Source organism: Methylocystis sp. Uni0008 (assembly GCF_056838045.1).
This window is the reverse complement of record NZ_CM166370.1, coordinates 3,324,153-3,344,274: the sequence shown is the minus strand read 5'-3', so window position 1 is coordinate 3,344,274 and position 20,122 is coordinate 3,324,153. Positions and strand designations below refer to the sequence as shown.

At 63.3% G+C, this 20,122-nt stretch carries 18 protein-coding genes and 1 tRNA gene; 6 read left to right on the top strand and 13 right to left on the bottom strand.

Annotation, left to right across the window (positions count from 1 at the left end):
* The first annotated feature begins 175 nt into the window (after positions 1–175).
* Complete coding sequence (locus AC0X69_RS16680; protein WP_482608966.1) at positions 176–1,858, top strand: multicopper oxidase family protein; 1,683 nt, start codon at positions 176–178, stop codon at positions 1,856–1,858.
* A gap of 104 nt (positions 1,859–1,962) precedes the next feature.
* On the opposite strand, the gene AC0X69_RS16675 is transcribed toward AC0X69_RS16680, so the two are convergent.
* From AC0X69_RS16675 to AC0X69_RS16660, 4 genes are all read right to left on the bottom strand, one after another.
* Entirely contained in the window at positions 1,963–2,934 is a 972-nt protein-coding gene (locus AC0X69_RS16675) for a Spy/CpxP family protein refolding chaperone (protein WP_482608964.1), read from the bottom strand.
* Positions 2,935–3,191: 257 nt separating this feature from the next.
* Positions 3,192–6,728 carry a transcription-repair coupling factor gene (gene mfd, locus AC0X69_RS16670; protein ID WP_482608962.1) on the bottom strand — a complete coding sequence of 1,179 codons (3,537 nt, stop codon included), beginning with the start codon at positions 6,726–6,728 and terminating at the stop codon, positions 3,192–3,194.
* Positions 6,725–6,940 (bottom strand): FAD assembly factor SdhE, encoded by a 216-nt coding sequence (locus AC0X69_RS16665; RefSeq protein ID WP_482608960.1) that lies wholly within the window; start codon positions 6,938–6,940, stop codon positions 6,725–6,727. The genes mfd and AC0X69_RS16665 overlap by 4 nt, the downstream gene beginning before the upstream one ends.
* Before the next feature lie 276 nt (positions 6,941–7,216).
* Positions 7,217–7,293, bottom strand: a tRNA-Asp gene (locus AC0X69_RS16660).
* 185 nt (positions 7,294–7,478) lie between these two features.
* Here AC0X69_RS16660 and AC0X69_RS16655 point away from each other — a divergent pair.
* A complete protein-coding gene (locus AC0X69_RS16655) occupies positions 7,479–7,814 on the top strand; it encodes a hypothetical protein (protein ID WP_482608959.1) in 336 nt (111 codons plus the stop codon).
* A 357-nt stretch (positions 7,815–8,171) separates the two neighbouring features.
* Entirely contained in the window at positions 8,172–9,458 is a 1,287-nt protein-coding gene (locus AC0X69_RS16650; protein ID WP_482608958.1) for a DUF2254 domain-containing protein, read from the top strand.
* Between the two features lie 5 nt (positions 9,459–9,463).
* Here the strand turns inward: AC0X69_RS16650 and AC0X69_RS16645 are convergent, their stop codons facing one another.
* Both AC0X69_RS16645 and scpA read right to left on the bottom strand, forming a co-directional pair.
* The gene (locus AC0X69_RS16645; protein WP_482608957.1) at positions 9,464–9,655 is read right to left on the bottom strand and encodes a DUF6494 family protein; all 192 of its coding nucleotides are present in this window, start codon (positions 9,653–9,655) and stop codon (positions 9,464–9,466) included.
* A gap of 151 nt (positions 9,656–9,806) precedes the next feature.
* Positions 9,807–11,969 (bottom strand): methylmalonyl-CoA mutase, encoded by a 2,163-nt coding sequence (scpA, locus tag AC0X69_RS16640; protein WP_482608955.1) that lies wholly within the window; start codon positions 11,967–11,969, stop codon positions 9,807–9,809.
* A gap of 86 nt (positions 11,970–12,055) precedes the next feature.
* On the opposite strand from scpA, the gene AC0X69_RS16635 reads away from it, so the two are divergent.
* Complete coding sequence (locus AC0X69_RS16635; RefSeq protein ID WP_482608953.1) at positions 12,056–12,415, top strand: cysteine rich repeat-containing protein; 360 nt, start codon at positions 12,056–12,058, stop codon at positions 12,413–12,415.
* Positions 12,416–12,429: 14 nt separating this feature from the next.
* Here AC0X69_RS16635 and AC0X69_RS16630 read toward each other — a convergent pair whose 3' ends face one another.
* The 5 genes from AC0X69_RS16630 to AC0X69_RS16610 form a co-directional block, all read right to left on the bottom strand.
* On the bottom strand, positions 12,430–12,885 hold the full coding sequence (locus AC0X69_RS16630; protein ID WP_482608951.1) for a phosphate-starvation-inducible protein PsiE: 456 nt from the start codon (positions 12,883–12,885) through the stop codon (positions 12,430–12,432).
* A 101-nt stretch (positions 12,886–12,986) separates the two neighbouring features.
* The gene (locus tag AC0X69_RS16625; protein WP_482613423.1) at positions 12,987–13,667 is read right to left on the bottom strand and encodes an MOSC domain-containing protein; all 681 of its coding nucleotides are present in this window, start codon (positions 13,665–13,667) and stop codon (positions 12,987–12,989) included.
* Positions 13,668–13,700: 33 nt separating this feature from the next.
* Positions 13,701–14,042, bottom strand: coding sequence for a c-type cytochrome (locus AC0X69_RS16620; RefSeq protein WP_482608949.1), 342 nt, complete (start codon positions 14,040–14,042; stop codon positions 13,701–13,703).
* 40 nt (positions 14,043–14,082) lie between these two features.
* Positions 14,083–14,511 (bottom strand): universal stress protein, encoded by a 429-nt coding sequence (locus tag AC0X69_RS16615; protein WP_482608947.1) that lies wholly within the window; start codon positions 14,509–14,511, stop codon positions 14,083–14,085.
* Between the two features lie 92 nt (positions 14,512–14,603).
* Positions 14,604–15,119, bottom strand: coding sequence for a phage tail protein (locus tag AC0X69_RS16610; protein WP_482608945.1), 516 nt, complete (start codon positions 15,117–15,119; stop codon positions 14,604–14,606).
* 870 nt (positions 15,120–15,989) lie between these two features.
* Between AC0X69_RS16610 and AC0X69_RS16605 the strand changes: the two genes are divergently transcribed.
* Both AC0X69_RS16605 and AC0X69_RS16600 read left to right on the top strand, forming a co-directional pair.
* Positions 15,990–17,795, top strand: coding sequence for a carbamoyltransferase family protein (locus AC0X69_RS16605; protein WP_482608943.1), 1,806 nt, complete (start codon positions 15,990–15,992; stop codon positions 17,793–17,795).
* Positions 17,796–17,980: 185 nt separating this feature from the next.
* Positions 17,981–18,937, top strand: a complete 957-nt coding sequence (locus AC0X69_RS16600) for a glycoside hydrolase (protein WP_482608941.1) — start codon at positions 17,981–17,983, stop codon at positions 18,935–18,937.
* Between the two features lie 75 nt (positions 18,938–19,012).
* Here the strand turns inward: AC0X69_RS16600 and AC0X69_RS16595 are convergent, their stop codons facing one another.
* On the bottom strand, positions 19,013–19,249 hold the full coding sequence (locus AC0X69_RS16595) for a hypothetical protein (RefSeq protein ID WP_482608939.1): 237 nt from the start codon (positions 19,247–19,249) through the stop codon (positions 19,013–19,015).
* 107 nt (positions 19,250–19,356) lie between these two features.
* A complete protein-coding gene (locus AC0X69_RS16590) occupies positions 19,357–20,115 on the bottom strand; it encodes a class I SAM-dependent methyltransferase (protein ID WP_482608937.1) in 759 nt (252 codons plus the stop codon).
* Positions 20,116–20,122: the final 7 nt, after the last annotated feature.

Here is a 20,122-nt window from a genome sequence, read left to right as displayed (position 1 = left end):
TCGTCGATCTGGGTAGGTGATCGGGCCGCGCCACTCGCGGAATTATAGCCGCCTTTAAACGAAAACGCGCCCCCGTGAAAACGATGACGCCTTTTGCCGCAGTTATCAATGGTTAGAGAGGCGTTTATATAAGAAGCATCTAATTTAAGCGGCGCTCGAACGCCGCTAAGGGGGCATGATGGATCGCTTCAGGCCATTGTCGCGGCGGGGATTTCTGCTCGCCGCCGGCGCAGCGGCGGCGACCGCCGGTTCGGCTTTTGGAGAGGGTCACGGGATGCGCCGGTTCCCGCCGAACCGGGCGTCCGACGCCTTTACCCCTGACGTCGACCTCGACCTGATCTGCAAGCGCGACGAGGCGCGGATCCTGACCGGCGCGCCCACGCGCGTGTGGCGCTACTCCGGCAATCTCATCAAAGGTCCGCCAAACGCGCTGACGGCGGCGCCGGATGCTTATCTCGGCCCGCTGCTGCGTTTCTCGAAAGGACAGAAGGTCCGCATCCGGCTGCGAAACGAACTGCCGGAAGAAACGATCACCCATTGGCATGGGCTGCATGTGCCGATGCTGATGGACGGCCATCCTGCAGCGGCGATCGATCCGGGCGAGACTTATGTCTATGAGTTCGAGATCCGCAATCGCGCCGGCATGTATTTCTATCATCCGCACACGCATGAAAAGACCGCGACGCAGGTCTATCGCGGCCTCGCTGGCGCAATCATCGTCGAGGACGACGAAGAGCGCGCGCTTGGTCTGCCTTCCGGCGAATTCGAGATTCCGCTCGTCATCCAGGACCGGTCGTTCGACCGCGACAATCAGCTCGCCTATGGCGGCGACATGCATACGAGCATGTTCGGCTTCTATGGCGACCACGCGCTCGTCAATGGACAACACAATTTCGCGCTCGACGTCGCGAGCCGCGCCTATCGGCTTCGGATCCTCAACGGCTCGAACGCCCGAATCTACAAGCTGTGCTGGGACGACCGGACTCCGCTGACCGTCATCGGCGTCGACGGCGGATTGTTAGAGAAGCCGGAACAGCGTCCCTATGTGATGCTCGCGCCCGCCGAGCGCGTCGATCTCCTGGTCGATTTCAGCGGCCGTCCGCAAGGCGCGAAACTGACGATGCTGAGCGGCGAGTTCTACGGCCTCGTTCCGCCCATGGCGCAGCGCATGATGGGAAGCGATCTCGCGATGGGCGAGGAATTCCCCCTGTTCACGGCGCGCGTGACAAGGACTTCGAACGACTCGTGGAAGCTTCCCGAGAGGCTCTCGACGATCCGGCGCATCCGCAGGGAAGACGTCGCCAATCTCGACAATCCCATCCCGATCGCCATCACCATGGCGCACATGGCCATGCTCCTGAACGGGCGGCCCTACGGTCACGACGACCTGCAGCCCCAGGAGCGCATTCCCGTGGACACCACGCAGCTCATCGAAATTTTCCATGAGCGCGGCATGGGCATGGGCATGGGCATGGGAATGGGCGGCATGGGCGGCGGAATGATGCGCGGCCGAATGGGCGGAATGGGCGGAATGGGCATGGGCCGAATGGGCATGGGCCGAATGGGAATGGGCGGCGGCATGGGCATGATGGGAATGATGTCGATGGCGCATCCCATCCACCTGCACGGCCAGCAGTTCGAGATCGTCGAGCGCAGCTTCGAGGGCGATGAGGACGCTTACGCCTCTATCCGCGACGGCTTCATCGACAGCGGCCTAAAGGACACCGTGCTCGTCGCGCCGGGCGAACGCCTGCGGATCGTCAAACCGTTCGGCGATTTCAAGGGTCGCTTCATGTATCACTGCCACAACCTCGAACATGAGGACGCGGGCATGATGCGTGAGTTTTCGGTGGAGTAGAGGCTTCGGGGCGCTCTCTTGAACGCCGTCAATCTTTAAAAAGAAATTATCAGAACCCATCCCCCCGGCTGGGCCCACGCCCAGCCGGGGATTATCTCCTGTGATCAGTGCTGCATGCCGCCCATTCCGCCCATGCCGCCCATTCCACCGCCGGAATGCGACATGCCGCCCATCATTCCACCCATGCCGCCGCCCATCATGTCGCTCATGGATTTGCCGACTTTCATGATGCCGGTCAGCGTCGCATTCGCGGTCTTCTTCTGCTCATCGCTCAAACTGGTAAAGAGCGACTCGATGGCGGCTTTCTGCGCGCGCACGACCTCGAGATGGTCGGTCATATGGTTTTCCATCATCGTGAGCTGGTTCAACACTTCCGGCTTCGAATGATCCATGCGCATGTCGGCGGCGTCGCATTTTTGCTTGGCCTTTTGCGCGACGGCGCGCCACGCCTCTTCAAAGGCGTTCCAGGGGCTCGTCTGCGTGTCCGTCAGCTTCAATTCCGCCTTCAGATAGGCGAGCCGCCCATCGAGATGTTCAGCGAAGCCGCAGACCATCTTGTTCATCATGCCGCCGCCGGAATGCGACATTCCACCCATGCCGCCACCCATGCCGCCGCCTTTGCCGCCGCCGTGCATGCCTGACATGCCGCCCATCATTCCCCCCATGCCGCCGCCCATGCCGCCACCGCTTTGACCGCCGCCATGGTCCATACCCGACATGCCTCCCATGCCGCCGCCGCTCTGGCCGCCGCCATGGCCCATGCCGCCGCCCATCATGCCGCCCATGCCATGATGGCCTGCATGACCTTCGTTGGCCTTGCCTGTGTCGCCTTTTTGCTCTTCGGCCTTGCCGGATTCAGAGGCGCCCGACTGAGCCTTGCCTGGGTCCGCCCACTGCGTCGGCGCAGCGGCGCCGCCATGCTGCATCGCGCCGTGGTCCATTTTGCTGTGGTCCATGCCGCCGTGATCGGCGCCGCTCTGTTGCGCCTGCGCCGCGGAGAATCCGGCGGCGAGGAGCAAAGCGGCGGCGCTCGCCGCAAGCATTTTTCCGCGCGAGGTTTGTTTCCGCGTCGTCATGGGCGCCCTCCCTGGCGATGGTTATCGCGAATGCTCCATTCGGCGCAGGCGCGACGAATCATTTGTGGGGCTTCGCGCATTTGGCGCGCCTAGCGAACGCCAGGCGCCGTTGAACGTCTGCAACTTTGTCACAGATCACGCCGCTCGGCGATAGGCGAATCGTCACGCGCGAGCGCGCGAATATTGAAAGCTGTCCCGCGCCTTTGCGAGCGCATCTCACACGTCGACGATTCTTCTCGCAACAGCGAAACGAGCTGTTAAGCCGCCTTCTTCTCCGCGATCTCGACAAGGGTGCGCAGAAGTCGGCGCGTTCCCGCGAGGCGCTGTTTCATACTGTCGAATTCGCGGATGAACACCACGCGCATGTCGGGACGAACTTTGGCGCCTGTCCCCTGCTCCGCGACAAAGCGCACGAGCCCGGCGGGATTGGCGAATTTGTCTTCGCGGAAGGCGACGATGACGCCCTTTGGGCCAGCGTCGATCTTTTCGACATGCGCGCGCCGGCAAAGCGCCTTGATCGCGACGATCTCCAGCAACTGTTCCACCTCCGGCGGAATCGGGCCGAAACGGTCGATCATCTCGGCGGCGAACGACTCGATGTCCTGATCCGTTTCGAGCGTCGACAGACGGCGATAGAGCTGCAGGCGCAGCGTCAGATCGGCAACGTAGTCTTCGGGTATCGTCACCGGCGCGCCGATGGCGATCGTCGGCGACCAGGCCTCCTCCTGCGGCTCTTCTATGCCGGCTTTGAGCAGCGTGATCGCGTCGGCGAGCATCTGCTGATAAAGCTCGTAACCGACTTCCTTGATTTGGCCCGACTGCTCTTCGCCGAGCAGATTGCCTGCGCCGCGGATGTCGAGATCGTGGCTCGCGAGCTGGAATCCTGCGCCGAGCGTATCGAGCGACTGCAGCACGTCGAGACGCTTTTGCGCCTGCGGCGTGATCGTGCGGTTGGCCGGCGTGGTGAAGATTGCGTAGGCGCGCAGCTTCGAGCGGCCGACGCGGCCGCGCAACTGATAGAGCTGCGCGAGGCCGAACATATCGGCGCGCCAGACGATGAGCGTATTCGCGCGCGGAATGTCGAGACCCGATTCGACGATCGTCGTCGACAGTAGAATGTCGAATTTGCCGTCGTAGAAGGCCGACATCTTGTCTTCGAGCTCGCTCGCGCTCATCTGCCCATGGGCGATGATGAACTTCGATTCCGGCAAGTTCTCGCGCAGAAAGGCGGCGGCCTCTTCGAGGTCGTCGATGCGCGGACAAACGAAAAAGGCCTGGCCGCCGCGATAGCGCTCGCGCAGCAGCGCCTCGCGGACGATCAGCGCATCGAAGGGCGAAACGAAGCTGCGCACAGCGAGCCGGTCGATCGGCGGCGTGGCGATGATCGAAAGCTCGCGCACGCCCGTCATGGCGAGCTGCAGCGTGCGCGGGATCGGCGTCGCCGAGAGCGTCAGCACATGCACCTCGGCGCGCAATTCCTTCAGCCGCTCCTTATGCCCGACGCCGAAATGCTGCTCCTCGTCGATCACGACGAGTCCGAGATCCTTGAAGCTCACGGTCTTGCCGAGCACGGCGTGGGTGCCGATGAGGATTTCAACTCGCCCGTCGGCGAGGTCCTTCTTGGTCTGGCGCGCTTCGGCGGCGCCGACCATGCGCGACAGCCGGCCGACTCGCACCGGCAGGCCGGCGAAGCGTTCGGTGAAGGTCTTGTAGTGCTGGCGCGCGAGCAAAGTCGTCGGCGCGACGACCGCCACCTGCTTGCCGTTGATGGCGGCGCAAAAGGCCGCGCGCAGCGCGACCTCGGTCTTGCCGAATCCGACGTCGCCGCAAACGAGTCGATCCATCGGCCGGCCCGCGGCAAGATCGTCGAGCGTCGCCTCGATAGCGGCGAGCTGATCCTCGGTTTCGTCATAGGGAAAGCGGGCGCAGAACTCGTCGTAGAGTCCTTCCGGCGGCGTGAGTTTCGGCGCCTCGCGCAGCTGCCGTTGCGCCGCGATCTCTATCAGGCCTTTCGCCATTTCGCGGATGCGATTCTTCATCCGCGACTTGCGCGACTGCCAGCCTGCGCCGCCCAGCCGGTCGAGCTGCGCTTCGGCGTCCTCGCCGCCATAGCGCGTCAGGAGTTCGATGTTCTCGACCGGCAGATAGAGCTTGTCGCCGCCCGCATAGTGGAGTTCGAGACAATCATGCGGCGCGCCGGCGGCGGAGATCGTCTCCAGGCCGACAAAGCGGCCGATGCCGTGATCGACATGCACGACGAGATCGCCGGCGGACAGCGCGGCGACTTCGCCCAGCAGATTTTCGCTCGGCTTGCGCGCGCGGCGGCGGCGGACGAAGCGATCGCCAAGAATGTCCTGCTCGCCCAGAACCGCATAGCCGTCTGTCTCGAAACCGCGCTCGATTCCGAGGACGCCGATGGCGACGGCGTGCGACAGCGCCTGGGGAAGCGAGGCGACGCGCGGCAGATCCTGCAGCCCATGTTCGGCGAGCACATGCCCAAGCCGCTCGCAGGAGCCTTCCGACCAGCCGACCACGACGACCTTCACCCCGTCGTCGCGCAGCTTCTCGACATGGTCGGCGGCCGCCTGAAACACATTCACGTCCGGCGTATTGCGCTCCGGCGCAAAGTCGCGGCCGGGCCGCGCGCCGCAGTCGATCGCCTTCTCGCCTTCATGCGCCGCGAAGGGCGAGAACTGCGCCGCCGCGCGCTGCTCGATGGCCCCGCGCCATTCCCCGATCGACAGATAGAGTTCGCGCGGCTCCAGCGGCTTGTAGTTCGAGGCGGCGGGGTCGAGATCATGCGCATATTTGCGCGCGTCGTAATAATCCTCGATCTGCTTGACGCGCTCCGTCGCGGCGTCATCGACCAGCGCATCGAGCAAGATCGGCGCGTCGCCGAGATAATCGAAGAGCGTATCCATCCGCTCGTAGAAGAGTGGCAGCCAATGCTCCATGCCGTGGAAGCGCCGACCTTCGCTCACCGCCTCGTAAAGCGCGTCGCCGCGCGTCCGGCCGCCAAACCGCGCGGCGTAGGACTGCCGGAACCGGCGCATCGTTTCGCTTGTGAGGCGCAGTTCGCTCATCGGCGTCAGGTCGAGCGCGCGCAGCTGCCCCGTCGCACGTTGCGTGTCCGGATTGAAGGAGCGGATCGACTCGAGCGTGTCGCCGAAGAAATCGAGACGGATCGGCGCCGGCAGGCCCGGCGGATAAAGATCGACGATGCCGCCGCGCTGCGCATATTCGCCCGTCTCGCGCACGGTGCTCGCGCGCACGAAGCCGTTCGCCTCGAGCCAGAGCGCCAGATCGTCGAGCTTTACGACGTTTCCCGGGGCGGCGGCGAAGCTTTCGGCGGCGACAAGCTTGTGCGGGGGAACGCGTTGCAGCAGGCAGTCGATCGTGGTCGTGACGACGCGCGGCCGCTCGACCGAGGATTTGGCGCGGGTGAGGCGCGAAAGCGCCGTCATGCGCCGCGCGACGACGCCGGCGTGCGGCGACACACGGTCGTAGGGCTGGCAGTCCCAGCCGGGAATGTCGAGGATTTCGGCGTCGGGATTGGCGAAGCGCAGGGCGGCCCGGAAGGCCGCCGAACGCGCCGCGTCGCGCGCGACATGGACGAAGACGGCCGCCCGCCCCTCGGCCTCGCGCGCCAAAACCCGTGCAAGATCGGCGCTGACGAAGGCGTCGAAGCCGTCCGGCGCATGGGCGAAGATCAGGTTGTCGCCCTTGATGAGCCCCGAGCGCGCGGCCTCAATCCCCGCCGCGGCCTTCTTGAGCTTTGTCGCGGCCGCGCTCAATGAATCGGCCCGTCATGGCGGTGAAAGGCGATGATCTGCCGCAGAAGCGGGGTGTCATGCTCGGCGGGGGGCTGTTCAGCCCCGGACAGCCACCGGAAGACCGCGTCGTCCGGCAGGTCGAGCAGGGCCTCGAGTTCGGCGAGCGCCGCCGCCGGAAGCGCTTCGACGCGCGCGTCCACGAAGCGCCCCATGAGAATGTCCATTTCGCGCATGCCTCGCCGCCAGGCGCGCACCCGGATGCGCCGCCTGCGCATGTCATCGTCCAACGTTCGTCTCCCTATATGGCGCGACGCTTAATGCAGGCGCGAAGGAAAGGCAAAGAGGCGTGACAAAGCGGATGCAGGCAGTCGCAGCGCTCGCATAGCGCGCACGATGACTCGCGCATATGTTTGATCTGATCGCTAGCCGAACAACGGCCTGACTATGACAACGCCATTGTCACAAGCTCAGGAACGGCGATTGGGGAAGATTATAAGTTAGGCGGGCCATGGCGAGAGAGACGGGGCTCGAACCCGCGACCTCCGGCGTGACAGGCCGGCGCTCTAACCAACTGAGCTACTCCCCCGCGAGCGCGCGCACGCGAGAGGCGCCAGATAGCGCAGGCGCATCTTGAGGTCAAGGAAGTTCGCTTGGTTACGTCGGCGACGGACCCCGCCGCAACCACCTTCGCCCATTGAGGGAACAAGCAAACTGGTCTCGCGTTACGCGGTGTGGCCGGGGCGGCGTCAGCAAGGATCTGGAGATTCCACAATGAAAAGCTCACGCAAGCTGCTTACGACGGCCCTCGCCGCAGCGACGATCGCGGGCGCGCTGTCTGTTTCCACTCCCGCCTCCGCCTGGCATCGTTGGGGCTGGGGCTCGGGATGGGGCGGCGCCGGTTACTGGGGCTATGGCGGATGGCGGCGCCCCGGCTGGGGACGCTGGGGATATGGCGGCGGCGGATGGGGCCTCGGCGTCGCGGGCCTCGCAACCGGACTGGCGCTCGGCGCGGCGGCGAGCGCCCCCTACGGCTATTACGGCTCCGGCTACTACGGCGCAGCCTACCCCGGCTATTATGGCTATGGCGGCGGCTGCACCTGCTGGTGACGGTTCGTGCATCGGGCCTGAGCACGCATCGGGCGAATGAAGTCAGCGCAATCACGAAATCCGTGGTTGCGCTGCGCCGCGGAAAGGCCTGCCGGCGCAAGGCGGGTTTTCCGCCAAACGACCGCATTGTGGAAGCGCGGCTAATCCTTTTCTTTTTTCCTCTCCAAAAACGCGCAAGGCAGTTCGTGACGGCGCGACCGAACCGGATATACGACGGCGCCCTGACCAGCGTTTCTCTTTTCCCCGCCGCGCGCCTCATCACGCGCCCTACTGAAAACTGACCCGTTGTGGCTTGAGGCGGGGGCGCGCGCTACTTTCCTCTCGAGCGCGATGGGCGGCGCTTCAGGGGAAGGCGACATGCAACGCAAATGGGCCTGGCGGCTGTCGCATTTTTTCCAGCAGCTGTGGGTGCGCGTCACGCTCTACGCGATCGTCGCCTGCGCCACCGCCTTCGCCGCCTTTCTGTTGCGCGGCCATGTGCCGGAATGGTTCGACCGAGAGCTCGGCGCCGACGCTCTCGAGAGCGTGCTGACGATCCTCGCCTCCTCGATGCTGGCGGTGTCGACCTTCTCGCTCGGCATTATGGCGGCGGCGATCGCGAGCGCCGCGTCCAGCGCAACGCCGCGCGCAACGCAGATTCTGCTCGAAGAAAAGACGTCCCAGAAGGTCATCGCGACCTTCCTCGGCGCATTCGTCTTCAGCCTTGTCGGAATCGTCACGCTGAAAGCGGGCGTCTACGGCGGCGCCGGACGGCTTCTGCTGTTTTTCGTCACGCTGATCGTGATCGCGCTGATGTTTTGGAATTTCATTCGCTGGATCGATCTGCTGCGCGAGTTCGGCCGTTTTTCGGACCTTCTGCCGCGCGTTGAAAAGGCCACCGCCGACGCGCTGAAGGAGCGTCTCGAATCGCCCTATCTGGGATGCCATCCGTCAACGGCGCCGCCATCCGCGAGCGCCACCCCGATCCACGCCGAGCAGCCCGGCTATGTCCTTCACATGGATCTTAAAGCGGCGCAGGAGGCGGCCGAAGAGACGGGCGCGACCGTGTGGATCGAAGTCAATCCGGGCTCCTTCGCGCATCGCACCAAGCCGCTTTGTTACATCGCATGCCCGAATGTCGATCAGGAGCGGCTCAAGCAGCTGACCGAGACGGTGCGGAGCGTGTTCTCGATCGGCGACAATCGAACCTTCGAGCAGGATCCGCGCTTCGGCCTCATCGTGCTCAGCGAAATCGCCTCACGCGCCCTCTCGCCGGCGATCAATGATCCCGGCACCGCCATCGAGGTGCTCACGCGCGGCGCCCGCCTTCTGGCTCTCTGGGAGACGCGCAGCGCGGCGGAAGTGACCTTCCCTAATATTCATCTGCCGCCACTCGACGTCGGCGACATGTTCGAGGATTTCTTTCGCCCCATTGCGCGCGACGGCGCCGCGATGGTCGAAGTGCAGATCTGGCTGCAGAAAATTCTGCTCGGTCTGACGCGCGACGATCCGACGACCTTCGGCAAGGCCGCGCTTCGCCAGTCCGCCGACGCCCTGGCGCGCGCCGAGGCGAAACTCACGCTCGAGTCGGAGAAGCAGCAGATACGGGCGTTCGCGGCGGAGATCGCCGAAGCCGCCCGCCTGGTCGAGCCGCCGACGATCTGACCGCGTCAGCGAACGTCGATCTCGCTTTCAACGACGTGGTGGAGCGGCGTGTCTTCCGCCGTCAGCGTCATGCGCAGCTTCAAGCGGTCGCCCGAAGCCTTATGTTCGCGCACGATGCGCTCGATCTCGCGCTGCGAGGTGACGCCCACCTCCTTGAGGAACTTCCGCACGGCCATGTTGAAAGCGTCTTCGTCCATCGTGCTCTCCCTGTCCTAGCCATATCTAGCGTCATTGAGGGAGAACGTCATGGCCGGGCTCGTCCCGGCCATCCACGTAATCGTGCGGCGCTGAACGTGGATGCCCGCGACAAGCGCGGGCACGACGGGATCGATCATTGCGATCGATCCGCTACCCCGCCTTCGCCACCTCGCGCTGCGCGAAGCCCAGACGGATATTGAGTTCATACAGCAGCTTCTCGGCCGCCACGGGAATATTGGTGCCGGGCGGAAAGATCGCCGCCGCGCCGGAGTCATACAAGGCCTGAAAATCATCCGGCGGGATGACGCCGCCGACGACCATCATTATGTCGCCGCGCCCGGCGCGCTTTAGCGCGTCGCGCAGTTCCGGCGTCAGCGTCAGATGGCCGGCGGTCATGGTCGAGACGCCAACGATATGCACGTCGGCTTCCTTCGCCTTCTGAGCGACCTCGTCGGGCGTCGCGAAGAGATCGCCGATGACGACGTCGAAGCCCATGTCGGCGAAGGCCGAAGCGATGACCTTCTGGCCGCGATCATGGCCGTCTTGGCCCATCTTGGCGACGAGAATGCGCGGCTTGCGGCCGGTGTTGTCCTCGAAGTCGCGCGTCATGCCGACCACGCGGCCGACCTGAACGCTCTCCTTGCCGGCCTCCTTGGCGTAGACGCCGGAAATCACATTGGCCTTCGGCTTGTGGCGCGAGAAGACTTTCTCTAGCGCGAAGGAGATTTCGCCGACGCTGGCCTTCGCCCGCGCCGCCTTCACCGCGAGATCGAGAAGATTGGCGCCCGATGTGGCGCCTTCGGTCAGCGCGGTCAGCGCTCCTTGCGTCTTCGCCTCGTCGCGTTCCGCGCGAAGGCGCTTCAGCTTATCGAGCTGCGCGGCGCGCACGGCGGCGTTGTCGACCTTCAGCACGTTCGGCTTGGCGTCGTTGACGGGCTGATATTTGTTCACGCCGACGACGACTTGCGCACCGCTGTCGATGCGCGCCTGCGTCTTCGCCGCCGCTTCCTCGATGCGCTGCTTGGGCACGCCCGCGGCGATGGCCTTCGCCATGCCGCCCAACGCCTCGATCTCTTCGATATGCGCCCAGGCACGCTTGGCGAGTTCCGCGGTCAGGCGCTCAACGTAATAGGAGCCGCCCCAGGGATCGATGATGCGCGTCGTGCCGCTTTCCTCCTGCAGCACGATCTGCGTGTTGCGGGCGATGCGCGCGGAGAAGTCGGTCGGCAGCGCCAGCGCCTCGTCGAGCGCATTGGTGTGCAGCGATTGCGTGTGGCCTTGAGTCGCCGCCATCGCCTCGACGCAGGTGCGGATGGCGTTGACGTAAACGTCCTGCGCGGTGAGCGACCAGCCCGAGGTCTGGCAGTGGGTGCGCAGCGTCATGCTCTTTTCGGACTTGGCGCCAAGATCCTTCATCAGCCGCGCCCAGAGCAGGCGCGCGGCGCGCAGCTTCGCCACCTCCATGAAGAAGTTCATGCCGATGGCGAAGAAGAAGGAGAGGCGCGGCGCAAAGGCGTCGATGTCGAGGCCCGCCGCGACGCCGGCGCGCACATATTCGACGCCGTCGGCGAGCGTATAGCCCAATTCGAGATCGGCCGAGGCGCCCGCCTCCTGCATGTGATAGCCGGAGATCGAGATCGAGTTGAACTTCGGCATATGCTTGGAGGTGTAGGCGAAAATATCCGACACGATCCGCATCGAAGGCTCGGGCGGATAGATGTAGGTGTTGCGCACCATGAATTCTTTGAGAATGTCGTTCTGGATCGTGCCGGTCAGTTTTTCCGCCGGCACGCCCTGCTCTTCCGCGGCGACGATGAAGAGCGCGAGAACGGGCAGCACCGCGCCGTTCATGGTCATCGACACGGACATCTGATCGAGCGGAATGCCGTCGAAGAGGGTGCGCATGTCGTAGATCGAGTCGATCGCGACGCCCGCCATGCCGACGTCGCCCATGACGCGCGGATGGTCGGAATCATAGCCGCGATGGGTCGCGAGATCGAAGGCGACGGAGAGGCCCTTCTGGCCGGCGGCGAGGTTGCGCCGGTAGAAGGCGTTCGAGTCCTCGGCGGTGGAGAAGCCGGCATATTGGCGGATCGTCCAGGGCTGGGCGACATACATGGTCGGATAGGGTCCGCGCACATAGGGCGCGACGCCGGGATAGCCGTCGGCGAAGCCGAGACCCTCGACATCCTCCGGGCCATAGGCGTTCTTCACCTCGATCCCCTCCGGCGTCAGCCAGCGGCGGGGCTTCGCCTCCTGCTCGGGCGCGACGGGCGCGAAGGGAATCGATGCAAAGTTCGGTATTGCGGCCATTTTTTCCTCAAACTTTTTGCCGCTTTCTCTTAGACCAGAGCGGCCTCTCCCGCAAAGCCGCGCCCGCAAAGGCGAAGCGCGGCGATTTGAAGCGCGGCTGGCGACCGGCCGCTCGGCTGATCGGCCCCCTTGCCCTGGTCGCGCCGAGCGGGCCACAATCCGTCCATCGGGCGATCGCCTTCGTCCGGAACGTCAACCCCAGGATTGTCAAAATGCGCCGTTCCCTGACCCTGTTGCCGATCGTCCTTTGCTTCGCCTTCGCGCCCGCGCAGGCCCTGCCCGGGAACCAGATTCCCGACGATGTGAAGGAAAGGTGCAAGGCGGATTATTCGCGGCTGTGCAGCAACGTGATGCCCGGCGGCGGGCGCATCCTGGCCTGTTTTCAGGCGCATAAGGACGAAGTCTCGCCAGACTGCCGCGACGCGCTCTCAAAGGTGAAGAACTGAGGGGACAAACCCACTCACTCGGCGACGCCGTCCCCGGCTTTGGAGGAGAATCGCGCCGAGGCGTAGCGGATCGTCAGGACCGCGAGCGAGAGAATGAGCGTCGCGCCCGCGAGGATCAGTATGCCGACGTCCGGGACCGACTCCATCTGCACATAGCCGATCATGTGACGGGTGAGCGCGGTGATGCCGACATAGAGGAGGAAGCGCACCGGCATGTGGTTGGTGCGGAAATAAATGCCGACCATGGAGCCGATCTCGAGATAGATGAAGAGCAGCAACAGATCTTCGATCGTCGCGTGACCCTTCGTCGTCATTTCGAAAAAGGCTTTCGCCGCCGCCCAGACCGTCGCGCCGCCGATCGCGAAGAGTCCGAGAAGATGAAAGACTTCGGTCAGCAGGTAGCCGACTGGATCGATCAGATCCAACGCTCGGCGCACCGTCGGGTGTTCCTTCCTGTCCACGTCTTTCATCGCGCGCCTGCGAGTTTCATGGTTCGAACGCGGCTCCAACGCCGCTCTTGGCGAGCCAAAGCGCAAACTGCCTGGCGGCGAACTCCCTACTCTCCGCCAGCCTATCCGCCAAGCCGGCGCGTCCAGTCTTCGACCTTGCGCGTTTCGATCCGCCGGCGCGCAAGATCGCGCCAGTTCGGCGCAAGCTCCGGCAGCGCGGCCATCTCCGCGAGTTCGTCGAAGGCGCGCGCACGCGCGTACAGCAAGGCGTAGAGTCGGGCGAGCGGCCAGTCCGGCTGCGGCCGCGCGATGAGCCGCAGCGAATCGCCGGGGCGCGCCTCGCCTGGCTCGAGAACGCGGTAATACCAGCCGCAGCGCATGGTCTCCTGCGTGCGCCGCGCCATATCGCGCCGGCCGAACCGGAAATTGAGGGTCAGACACGGCTGCCGCCCCTGACTCACCTGCAGGCGCGCGCCGCCGAACGCAAAGACGTCGCCGACGCAAACCGAATCTTCGGTGAGCCCGAGCGTCGAGATGTTCTCGCCAAAGGCGGCGGGACGCCATTCGGGCGCAAGCTCCGGCAAATCTGTCAGCCAGGCGTCGTAATGCTCGCGCGGATAGTGGTGCAGCGCTTTCTCGGCGCCGCCATGGTGGCGCCGGTCCGCCTGCCGATCTCCGACAAGCCCCTCCGCCTCGATGCGCCAGGGCGGCGGAAGCGGCTCCTTGCGGATCGCGCTTTTGCGGCCCGGCGCGATCTCGCGCGGACGACCCGCGAACAGCCTGTCGATCGGAATATCAACCATCGCGTCCATTCGCGCCGGCAGTCGCGCCAGACGCTATTTCTGGATGGAGCCGAGATAGGCGAGCAGCGCGTCGATCTGCCCGGCGCTGAGGCGGAACGGCGGCATCTCCACGCCCTCGTGGCCGACCACGATGCCTTCGGCGAGCGCCTCTTCGAGATTATGCAGTGGATACTTCCGCGCGAGATGCCGGAACGGCGGCGACTTCGGATTGGCGCTCTCGCCGCGCGCGCCGACCGCATGGCAGCCGCCGCAATTTTGCTGCGCGATCGCCCGCCCGCGCTTCAGCAGCCGCGCATCGGCGGGCGCTTTCGCCGCGGCTGCGCCGGCGGCGAACAGGAGGCACGAGGCAATCGCGATAGGCGCGAATCGGAGCATCGGCGAAGTCTAGCGGCGGACCAAGAGAGTGTCACCGCGCCTATTTGCGCACCACGAGCACCGAGCATTTGGCGTGACGCACGATCGTCTTTGCGTTGGAGCCCAGGAGATAGGTGGCCATCGTCGGGCGGTGCGACCCGACCACGACAAGGTCGGCTCCCCATTCCTCGGCCTCGGCGAGCACTTCCGGATAGACGGCGCCAAAGCGCACGATCGAGGAGATGCGCTCCGCCGGATAGGAAATCTTCGCGCGCAGTGCGGTGAGGTCCTTTTCCGTCGCCTCGCGCATCTCCTCGTCGAAATTCGGCGGGATGTAGTCGATGAAGGCCACCGGAACGAGCGGCTGGACGTTGATGAGCCGCAGCTGCGCGTCCTGCTCCACTTTCGCGAGCGCCACCGCCGCTTCGAGCGCGAGCTGCGTGACGTCGGCCTCGCTGATATCGACCGCGACCAGAATCTTCTTATACATCCCCGCCTCCCGATGCGCGCGGCGTTAGCGCCGACTCGCTCCTTCATAGCGCGGCTGGGGCCGCCGGGCCACAACGACCGTCCGCAGAGAAATCACTCGTAGGACGGCTCGGCGGGCTCGGCGACGGAAGCGTCGCGCTCCCAGCCTTCGTTTTCCAGCACGAGTCGCTGGATGGCGACGGCGGAGCCATTGGCGTCGAGCGCCGGCAGCGCCTCGAAGCAAGACGGCCAGCAGCGGCGGATCACATAGGCGATCGCCACCTGGCCCGCTTCGTTGAGGAGTTCGAGGACGACGTCCTTGCGAAAATCCTTGAGCGAAGATTCGGCCCCCGCCGCGCCGTCGGGGCTCCAGACCTTGTTCACCCAGCGCTCGAATTCGAGATCGTGCGAGACCCCGCGCTCGACGACGACCGGCTCGAATTTGGTGACGCCCGGCAGCTTGCGCGCCAGTGAAGGGCTCGAGCCCTCGCGATATTCGATGACTTCGGTCGTGCGCCGCAGCGGCCCGACGCGCGAGACGCCGGCGACATAGCGTCCGTCCCACTTCAAGCGGAATTTGAAATTCTTGTATGGGTCGATGCGGTCGGCGTTGACGGTGAACTGCGTCATTGAAATCCCCTCGAGCAAATTGCATGTGACCCTGCGAGACCTTCCGGTCGAGCGAACCAGAAATTAGCGGTCCAATTTTGGCCGCTTCCAACTCGTGCTGCTGAAGAGCTTTGCTAATGAGCGCGCCCGATCTCCGGGAACTACAAGTCGGCTTGCTAACGCCAGATATGAAAGAGACATTTTAAGCTACAGCTTGCGCTTATCACTTGGCCTTGTCAGAAGAGGCCGAATAGGGTTAACCTTGTGCCTAATAGTTGTTTTTTTGAATTCAACGCTGGTCTGCATGCAAGGCCATGCGCGCCGGGTAAACAATCAAGCCGTATCCGATCGATCGTTTTGTTTGCAGAGCAGCTTTCGGCGTAAGGCAGCGTCGCGATCCGCGTCTGTGATCGACGCAGTTCAAGGGAGAAAATTGCGATGTCCAAAACTATGACGATGGTTCGGAGTTTTTTTATTAATGCGCTGGCGGCGCTGTCGATCGTCATCATTCAATGCGGAGTTGTCGCTGGCCTATCGTTAGGGAGCGCGACAATCGCCGCCGCTGAGGACGGGGATCGCGGCGACAGAGGCGACCGCGGAGATAGAGGCGACCGCGGAGATCGAGGCGACCGCGGAGATCGAGGTGACAGAGGGGGCCGCGGCGACCGTGGCAGGGGGGATCGCGGGTGGCGTGGGGATCGCGGCCGCGGTTGCGGTTGGCGCTGGTGGCGTGGGGCGTGGGTGTGGCACTGCTGACGACGGCTTCCGGGCTCCGCTACAGTTTCATATTTCCACGACGGGTTTCTCTTGCTGGGACTGTTCGCCCGGGCGAGGCTCGTTGCGTTCGCTGCGTGAGGGGTTTCTTTCGCCTCGCGCGCCGCCGAGAGAGCAATGACCAACAAGCCCGCCTATGTTTTGGGAATCAACGCCTACGATCATGACGCGAGCGCCTGTTTGCTGCGTAACGGCGAACTCGGCTGGGCGATCGCAAAGGAGCGCATCACGCGCGAGAAGCACGACGGCGGCTTTTACAAGGAGCCGGTCGAATATTGTCTGAATGCAGAGGGCGTTTCGATCGACGACATCGATCTCGTCGTGCGCAACTGCTATATTTTGCCGCCGACCGAAATGGAGCGGCGTATGCTCCATCAACCGCTGCGTTATTTCACGCCGGACGAAAGCTGCAAGCCTGCCGACTACCCAAAATTCTTCAAAGATGTTCGGGTCGAATACGTCTCCCATCATCTTGCGCACGCTTATAGCGCTTTCGCGCCTTCGCCTTTTGAAGAGGGCGTCGTGATGGTGGTCGATGGCGTAGGCAGCTATCGCTCGGACGTGACGGAGCCAGTTCCCAGGACAGATATCGCCACGCCCCTGGCGCGCGAATCCGAAAGCTATTACAGCTTTTCGGGCTCCCGCATCGAAACCTTGAAAAAGGTTTGGATGGAGCCGGTCCGCGGCTTCCTCAGCGAGGAGTTCTTCAACATGCCGGGGCTCGGCGCCTATTACAGCCGCGCCTCCACGTATATTTTTGGCGACTGGAACAAATGCGGCGAGTTGATGGGACTCGCGCCCTATGGCCGGCCCGGCAAAGTCGAGCCTTTACTGGAAATGGACGGGGAGAACTTGCGGGTTCTCGAGTGGCCGGCGTCGCTCGACAAGCCCTGGGGACCGATGAGGGGCCGCAAGTGGGAAGGCAATGCCGCCATCGAGCATTGGCAGGATCTCGCCTGGCGCGTTCAGGACGACGCCGAGCGCGTTCTGCTCGCACGCGCCAGATGGCTGCGAGAAACGACTCGCGCGAAGAACCTCGTTATCGCCGGCGGCGTGGCGCTGAATTGCGTCGCCAATGGCCGCATCGCCCGTGAGGCCGGTTTCGACAATGTGTGGATCCAGCCGGCAGCCGGCGACGACGGCATCGCCATCGGTTGCGCGCTCTATGGACGCTTGGCGCTGCAGAAGCATCCGCGTAATTTTGTCATGAAGCACGCCTATCTCGGTCGCGAATATTCAGGCGAAGAGATCTCTGCGGCGCGGAACGCCTTCCCCATCCGTTTCGAGACGGCCGCCGAAACCTTCGACGATATTTGCGCCGAGACGGCCAAGCGCTTGTCCGAGGGCAAGGTGGTCGGCTGGTATCAGGGGCGGTCGGAATTCGGTCCACGTGCGCTGGGCAATCGCAGCCTGCTTGCCGATCCGCGCACCTCGGAGATGAAGGACCGCCTGAACAAGCGCATCAAATTCCGCCAAAGTTTCCGACCCTTCGCGCCGATCGTACTCGCCGAGCGATCTAAGGAGATCTTTGAAGGCGATCATGATTCGCCCTTCATGCTGATGGCGCAGAACGTGCGGCCGGAATGGCGCGACAAGATTCCCGCCATCGTTCATGTCGACGGCACAGCCCGCGTGCAGACCGTGTGCGAGGAAACCAACCCTCGGCTTTACCGGCTGTTGAAGGAGTTCGAGAAGCTCACCGGCGTGCCGGTGCTTCTGAACACGTCGTATAATGTTAAGGGCGAGCCGATCGTCGAAACTCCGGCGGACGCGGTATACTGCTTCCTCAATACCAATATCGATTGTTTGGTGATGAAAGACATGATCGTCACCAAAGCGGCCCTCTACGATTTCATCTCGCCGGTGTTCAAATTTTACCGCGACGTGGCGGCGAAGGTGCGGGCGGGCGTGGAGGCGGGGTGACGCGGCCGTTCAAGGGCCGAGATCCATCTCGCCGCTTTCAAGCTTGTGGCATCTTGCCTCCTAGTCACGCCAAACCGAGACGCTCTATAAATTGTCGTTGAAAAACCAGGATTGTACAACTCGTGCGTTCAAAAGAGCTGAATCAATTTAAGTTCGCTCGTCTTTAAAATATCTTGGAGGAATTTATGAAGGCTTGGTTTCGAGCCGCCCTTGTGGCGTCGATTTACACGTCGTCTCACGCCTATGCCGCCGAGAACGGCATAAATTACGATCCTGCGCACAGCGCCGATTATGTCGAGGCGCAAAAGACCAACAACTTTGGACTGATGACGACGATTATCGTCAATGATCTTGTGCAAATTCAGAAGCTTGGTTTCTCGCTCGTCAAGACCTTCTTCTCGACCTATTGCCCGGTCGATGGCCAGAACTGCGTGGACATCACGAAATTGGCTGCGGAAAGAAAAATCCGCCTGATGCTGGGCGTCTATGAATTTCCCGACCATCCAGACTGGACAAGCCCTCAGGTCGATGCGGCTGTTAAAGCCGTTCAGAGCTACCCCAACACAGTCGTGGCGGTCGTGGTCGGCAATGAAGACATGTTCGATTGGCAAGGCATTCCGCAACCGGCATTGCAGCAACGGATCATTGCGGACATGAACACGATCAGGAGCCGAACCAGCAACAAGGTGTTGGTGACCACGGCGCAACGCGAGCCGGACTGGATTCGCCTCGTGGCGAGCGACCCTCAAAAAGTGCTGCAGAACGTCACCGTCATCGGCGCGAATATCTATCCGTTCTGGGGCGGTTCTCCGGAAAAGGTGAACGGCAGGAGCGTCGCAAACGACATTCAGGCCACCGTCGCCGGCCTCAGAAGCAAGACGAATAAGCAGGTCATCGTCACCGAGGAGGGTTGGCCGAGCTGCGGGAACAATGCCGGCATGAAGGACATGAACATTGAGTCTGAAATTGATTATTTCAGCACGTGGAAAACGCGACCACATGACTTCGACAGCTATTATTTCGCGGCCTACAATAAAATCGCACCCCTCATCAACTGCACTCAAGGCGACGCGAACGATCATTTTGGCCTATGCGCCGCGGATGGTGCAACCAAGAGCGACCAGCTGATGAAATGCAGATGATCCGCGCCCGCGCGCAGCCGCCATTCTTCTCGGGGGAACGCTGTTCCCCCGCAGCCCCTTAGGATCCGTCCAAGCCTATTCGACGGCTTCGGCTTTGACGAAGTTCCAGGACGCCGTATCGACGATCCGGCTTTCGCAATCTTCGTTGGTCAGTTTGGCGCGAGTGCCTTCGACCTTCATCACGGTCCAGAAGTCGCTTTCCTCGTCCCACGCGCCTTCGCAATTGACCAGCGTCGTGACTCTGTAGACTTTGCCCGCCTCAAGCATGTTGCAGTCCTTTGCTGAACCATCCCTCGGGGAGTTGCGCGGCATCGGCTCAACGCGACGATTCCTCATCGTCGCCATGAAGCGGGCGAAAATAGGGAGAGCTGCGGGCGACATATAGAATAGCCGCGCAATAGACGGCCCAATTCCTAAGCTTACGGCGTATTGACGCCGCAGCGCATGTAAAGCGGGACCGCCAGCGGCAGAGTCGGCGGCTGCGCCCGCCAGGCGTCCTGGAGCTCCTGATCGATCAGGGCCAGTGGATCGCTGCCGTAGCGCAGCCTGTATTTTTCGACCGCGGACCAGGTCTTGAGAAATCTCACGAGATCGTTTTTCGAGCGGGCGATCGTCGTATGAAAGACCGGACTTTTGATTTCCTTGAATGGAAACTCCAGCGTTTCGTAGCGATTGAAGTAAAGCGAAGCATTCGCGCCCCAGAAGGGGCCGAGAATATCTTCCTTCAGCCTGCGCAGGACCGCATCGATCGGCGCGACATCTGTCCAGGGCCAGTCATAGGTCCATGCGGCGATGATCCCCCCGGGCCGCAGGACGCGCCGTGCATTTTCATAAAAACGCGGCAGGTCGAACCAGTGGATCGAACAGGCGCAGGCGATGAGATCGACTTCTTCGCGCAGGCCCAGATCGTCTTCGGCGCGCGCGAGGCGATAGTCGATGCTCGGCGTTTTCGGCGCGAGCGCCAGCTGCCGGGAATCCGGATCCGTGGCGAGGACATTCGCGAAATGGCGCGCAAGGCCGATCGCCGCCTGGCCGCTCCCCGCGCCGCAATCCCAGGCGAGACGATTCTCCTTCGCCGCGCGCGCGAGCCAGGCGAAGAGGGCCTCGGGATAATGCGGGCGAAAGGCGCGATAGTCGCCGGCGTTGTCGCCGAACACCATCGTCTGGCGTGCGTCCATGCTGCGG

Excerpts from the sequence above, each read along its gene's own strand:
- AC0X69_RS16680 (WP_482608966.1), top strand. The coding sequence starts at position 176 with ATGATGGATCGCTTCAGGCCATTGTCGCGGCGGGGATTTCTGCTCGCC.
- AC0X69_RS16595 (WP_482608939.1), bottom strand. The coding sequence starts at position 19,249 with ATGCCGCGCAACTCCCCGAGGGATGGTTCAGCAAAGGACTGCAACATG.
- AC0X69_RS16665 (WP_482608960.1), bottom strand. The coding sequence starts at position 6,940 with ATGCGCGAAATGGACATTCTCATGGGGCGCTTCGTGGACGCGCGCGTC.
- AC0X69_RS16625 (WP_482613423.1), bottom strand. The coding sequence starts at position 13,667 with ATGGTTGATATTCCGATCGACAGGCTGTTCGCGGGTCGTCCGCGCGAG.
- AC0X69_RS16645 (WP_482608957.1), bottom strand. The coding sequence starts at position 9,655 with ATGGACGAAGACGCTTTCAACATGGCCGTGCGGAAGTTCCTCAAGGAG.
- AC0X69_RS16630 (WP_482608951.1), bottom strand. The coding sequence starts at position 12,885 with ATGAAAGACGTGGACAGGAAGGAACACCCGACGGTGCGCCGAGCGTTG.
- AC0X69_RS16600 (WP_482608941.1), top strand. The coding sequence starts at position 17,981 with ATGAAGGCTTGGTTTCGAGCCGCCCTTGTGGCGTCGATTTACACGTCG.
- AC0X69_RS16590 (WP_482608937.1), bottom strand. The coding sequence starts at position 20,115 with ATGGACGCACGCCAGACGATGGTGTTCGGCGACAACGCCGGCGACTAT.
- AC0X69_RS16620 (WP_482608949.1), bottom strand. The coding sequence starts at position 14,042 with ATGCTCCGATTCGCGCCTATCGCGATTGCCTCGTGCCTCCTGTTCGCC.
- AC0X69_RS16605 (WP_482608943.1), top strand. The coding sequence starts at position 15,990 with ATGACCAACAAGCCCGCCTATGTTTTGGGAATCAACGCCTACGATCAT.
- scpA (WP_482608955.1), bottom strand. The coding sequence starts at position 11,969 with ATGGCCGCAATACCGAACTTTGCATCGATTCCCTTCGCGCCCGTCGCG.
- AC0X69_RS16675 (WP_482608964.1), bottom strand. The coding sequence starts at position 2,934 with ATGACGACGCGGAAACAAACCTCGCGCGGAAAAATGCTTGCGGCGAGC.
- AC0X69_RS16615 (WP_482608947.1), bottom strand. The coding sequence starts at position 14,511 with ATGTATAAGAAGATTCTGGTCGCGGTCGATATCAGCGAGGCCGACGTC.
- AC0X69_RS16650 (WP_482608958.1), top strand. The coding sequence starts at position 8,172 with ATGCAACGCAAATGGGCCTGGCGGCTGTCGCATTTTTTCCAGCAGCTG.
- AC0X69_RS16610 (WP_482608945.1), bottom strand. The coding sequence starts at position 15,119 with ATGACGCAGTTCACCGTCAACGCCGACCGCATCGACCCATACAAGAAT.
- AC0X69_RS16655 (WP_482608959.1), top strand. The coding sequence starts at position 7,479 with ATGAAAAGCTCACGCAAGCTGCTTACGACGGCCCTCGCCGCAGCGACG.